This window comes from Anaerolineae bacterium (assembly GCA_016931895.1).
Taxonomy (GTDB): Bacteria; Chloroflexota; Anaerolineae; order 4572-78; family J111; genus JAFGNV01.
The window spans coordinates 1-4,041 of record JAFGDY010000250.1; the positions used below are offsets into that span (position 1 = coordinate 1).

A 4,041-nucleotide genomic window follows, 5' to 3' on the forward strand; every position below is an offset into this window, starting at 1 on the left:
CAGATGTTACTGGTCGATGGCGGCCCCAGTCGGAATAATCTACTGATGCAATTCCAATCGGATATTATCAATTGCCCCATCCGCCGCAGCTCATCGGCAGACGTGTCGGCTCTGGGCGCGGCGTACCTGGCGGGATTGGCCACCGGCGTGTGGCAATCGGAAGCGGAAATTGCCGAACTTCCTCGCCCGCACGATAGTTTTGAACCCCACATGGCGGATTCGGAACGAACTGAACTTTACGCAGGGTGGCAGCAAGCAATTGCTCGCGTTTCTTTTGATCCTGGAATATAATCTGATCAAAGTCTGATTAGATAAAAGGAGCAAAATTAATGGCACGTATTGATGAAATACGCCTGATTACCAAGGTTGCTCACCTTTATTACGAGCGCAGCCTGAAACAATCTGAAATTGCCGAGCAGTTAGACCTTTCCCAGGCCACAGTTTCTCGTTTGTTAAAGCGGGCGAAGAGGGAAGAAATTGTCCGCACCGTTATCAGCATTCCGCCCGGCGCTTATCCGGAATTGGAAGAGAAATTACGGAGCTTTTATAACCTGAAAGACGCGGTTGTGGTTGATTGTTCCAATGATGATGATCCCATCCGCGAGATTGGTGCCGCCGCTGCTTATTATCTGGAAACCAGTTTAAAGCAGCAAGAAACTATTGGGATTTCATCCTGGAGTGGAACCTTGTTGCGCATGGTTGACGCGATGCATCCCCTATCTCGTTCAACTGAAGCCCGGGTTATCCAAATTCTCGGCGGGGTTGGCAACCCCAGCGCAGAGGTACATGCAGCCCGACTCACGGGCCGATTGGCAACATTGGTGAATGGTGAAGCGGCCTTTTTGCCGGCGCCCGGCGTTGTAGGTTCGGCAGACAGTATGCGGGTTTTATTGGATGACCAGTTTGTTAAAGAATCCCTGGCTATGTTTGATCAGGTCACATTGGCCCTGGTGGGGATTGGTTCGGTGGAACCTTCTCATTTGCTGGCCAGCAGCGGTAACGTGTTCTCGCCCGATGAATTGAATATGCTTCGGCAACATGGCGCGGTAGGGGATGTCTGTCTGCGGTTTTTTGATCAGGTGGGTGAACCGGTTGTCACCCCGCTTAATGAGCGGGTGATAGGGATGAATTTGGAGCAGTTGAAAAGCGTTGATCGTTGTGTGGGTATTGCCGGTGGACGAAGAAAGCATAACGCTATTCGCGGAGCATTGGCCGGGGGGTGGATCAATGTTCTCATCACGGATCGGTTTACGGCGGCTGCGTTGCTAGATGAGGAGAGTAGCGGAAGGTTGCATGATCTTTTTCTTCTGGAATAAAAAAAGTAATTTAATTTAGTAGGAGTATGTGCAATGGAGAAGAAATTTAAAGTATCTGATTTAAAAACCACATTTATTTACAGTTATAGGGTAATGGGGGTTCTGGTCATAATCCTGATGATGGTTCTTTCGGCTTGCGCGCCTTACAAAGTTGTATCTATACCTGAAGCAACCGTTATTGCCGGAGGGGGTGTCTTTGACCCCGAAGTGTACGCTGCCAATAGATGGCCGGGCATTGTTTCGGGCATTGTTGACGAGGGGATTGATATATCAACCGTGTTGGGCGCAATTCAAGCCGACTCTTCAGGCATAACCACCAAAGACAATCTACAGGATGTGGCCGATCAGTATGGGGTTACTACAGAGGGCGAGTCTCATGTTTTTAAGGTTAAGGGTAAAGGCAAGGTTGTTGGCGCGGACACCGAAGCGCGTTACGTAACCGTGGAACTGGCTCTGAATGATTACAATGGCCCCATTAAGGTTAAACTGTATACCGGCCCCCGCATCCCTACCGCTGAAACCGCGGTGCGGGATATATCGGGTATTACGTTTGACGACTCCGATTTTAAGGACCAGACAGAGTTTGGCAAAGCCGGCAGAGAAATAAACAAATTGGTTCTTGGGGGACTTAAAGATATTGATCCGGCCAGCTTGCAGGGACAGGATGTTTCCTTTGCCGGAGCGTTTTCGATCCCCACGTTCAATAAACCGCCTGCTATCGACGTGTCTGAAGTGATCATCGTTCCGGTTCAGCTTGAAGTTGGAGGTTAGTTATGACTGACGTAGCAAATACTCAGGTTGGGCAAGCAACATCGCCGGCCGCTGCCAATGGTGATATTATCCTGCACGCCGAGAAGATCACCAAGGTATTTCCCGGCACAGTAGCCCTGGACAATGTAAATTTTAATGTCTATCGCGGCAAAGTCAATGTGCTGGTTGGCGAAAATGGCGCGGGAAAATCAACCTTGATGAAGATCATCGCCGGGGTTGAGCAAGCCACTTCGGGCCGGTTGTTATTGGAAGGGGAAGAAATCCATATTAAATCCATCATGGATGCCACCCGTCACGGGATTGGCATTATCTTTCAAGAGTTGAATTTGTTCCCCAATCTGAACGTCGCCGAAAACATTTTTATGGCCCGTGAAATTGTTAAAGGCGTGGTGATTGATCAGGCAGCTCAAAAACAACAAACGCGAGAATTGATTGGACGCCTGCGCCAGCCGATTGAGCCGGACGACCTGGTGTCGAATTTACGCATTGGGCATCAACAAATTGTTGAAATCGCCAAGGCTCTGGCCCAAGACGCTCAAATTCTGATTATGGACGAGCCGACCTCGGCGTTGAGCACCTCGGAAGTGGAAGTGTTGTTTGAGGTTATTAATGAACTCAAGGAACAAGGGGTGGCCATTATCTATATTTCGCACAAATTGGAGGAGCTACTGCAAATTGGCGACTACATCACTGTTTTACGCGACGGCAAGTTAGTGGCCGAAAGACCTGCCTCGGAAACATCGATAGCGTGGATTGTTGAGAGAATGGTGGGGCGCAGTCGGGCCAGCACCTTTTTCCATGAGCATAATCAGGAAATTGGTGAGGAAATACTGCGGGTTGAAGATATGACCCTGCCGCGTTTGGGGGGTGGTTATACTCTGGATCATGTTTCATTTTCCTTACGGCGCGGCGAGATTCTGGGCATTATTGGCTTGATGGGTGCCGGACGGTCGGAATTGACGGAGTGTTTAATTGGTCTACGCCCGGAAGCCACCGGCAGAGTTTGGCTGGAAGGGAGAGAGCTTAGAAAAGGGGATGCTGTTACCGAACGGATTGGTTTGGGGCTGGCCCTCATTCCCGAAGACCGGCAGCGTGAGGGCCTGGTGCAAACCATGTCGGTGGCCGATAATATGCTTTTGGCCAGCCTGAAAAAATATCTGAACGGGTTCTATCTTTCCAGTAAAAAAGAAGCGGAAAGTGTCAATACCCTGATCAAGGATTTGTCGCTAAAAGTGTCTAACCCGCAACAAATCATTACGTCTTTGAGCGGCGGGAACCAACAGAAAGTGATTGTAGCCAAAGGGTTGCTGACCGACCCCAAAATCCTGATGATGGATGAACCGACCCGCGGCATTGATGTGGGCGCAAAGTCTGAAATATTTGAGATTATGTCCAATTTGGCTGCCGAAGGATTGGGTATCATCTTTGTCTCATCTGAATTGAAAGAAGTCATGGCCATGTCCGACCGCATTTTGGTGATGTCCAAGGGCCTGATCACGGGTGAGTTTTCCAGGCAAGAGGCCACGGAAGAAGCCCTGGTTGCGGCCTCCGGTGTAGGACATGGCATGAAAGAAAACGGAAATAATGGAGGACAACATGAGTCAAGCTAATGCAGTAGTAGTACCCAGTAAACAAAAAAGAAATCTTACGCGTACAGATATTCAGGCGTATCTTTTGCAGGCCCGCGCTTTTATCGCGCTGATTTTAGTCGTGGCAGCCTTTACTATTTTGGTAGACGGATTTTTGGCGCCGGCCAACATCATTATCATTGCCAAGCAAGTGGCTGTTAACGCCATCATGGGTATAGGGATGACGTTTGTCATTCTTACGGCCGGTATTGATCTCTCCGTTGGTTCAATCGTTGGCTTGACGGCGATGATCGCCGGTGGATTGTTGACCGAGGGGCTGGTTTTGCCCTGGTTTGGCCCGGACGGAATAATCATCTTTTTTAATG

Annotated in this window: 5 protein-coding genes; all 5 read left to right on the forward strand. The window is 49.5% G+C overall.

Features of this window, described 5'->3' with window-relative positions:
- Positions 1 to 291 (forward strand): glycerol kinase (locus tag JW953_19280; protein MBN1994849.1); only part of this gene is annotated, 291 nt, incomplete at its 5' end.
- 38 nt (positions 292 to 329) lie between these two features.
- A complete protein-coding gene (locus JW953_19285; protein ID MBN1994850.1) occupies positions 330 to 1,316 on the forward strand; it encodes a sugar-binding transcriptional regulator in 987 nt (328 codons plus the stop codon).
- A gap of 33 nt (positions 1,317 to 1,349) precedes the next feature.
- Positions 1,350 to 2,087, forward strand: coding sequence for a DUF2291 family protein (locus JW953_19290; GenBank protein MBN1994851.1), 738 nt, complete (start codon positions 1,350 to 1,352; stop codon positions 2,085 to 2,087).
- A 2-nt stretch (positions 2,088 to 2,089) separates the two neighbouring features.
- Positions 2,090 to 3,697 carry a sugar ABC transporter ATP-binding protein gene (locus JW953_19295; GenBank protein ID MBN1994852.1) on the forward strand — a complete coding sequence of 536 codons (1,608 nt, stop codon included), beginning with the start codon at positions 2,090 to 2,092 and terminating at the stop codon, positions 3,695 to 3,697.
- The coding region (locus tag JW953_19300; protein MBN1994853.1) for an ABC transporter permease at positions 3,684 to 4,041 on the forward strand (358 nt) is incomplete at its 3' end. The genes JW953_19295 and JW953_19300, both read left to right, overlap by 14 nt.

Bases quoted from the DNA above. Each gene is read 5' to 3' on its own strand.
- JW953_19295 (MBN1994852.1), top strand. From the start codon at position 2,090: ATGACTGACGTAGCAAATACTCAGGTTGGGCAAGCAACATCGCCGGCC.
- JW953_19285 (MBN1994850.1), top strand. From the start codon at position 330: ATGGCACGTATTGATGAAATACGCCTGATTACCAAGGTTGCTCACCTT.
- JW953_19290 (MBN1994851.1), top strand. From the start codon at position 1,350: ATGGAGAAGAAATTTAAAGTATCTGATTTAAAAACCACATTTATTTAC.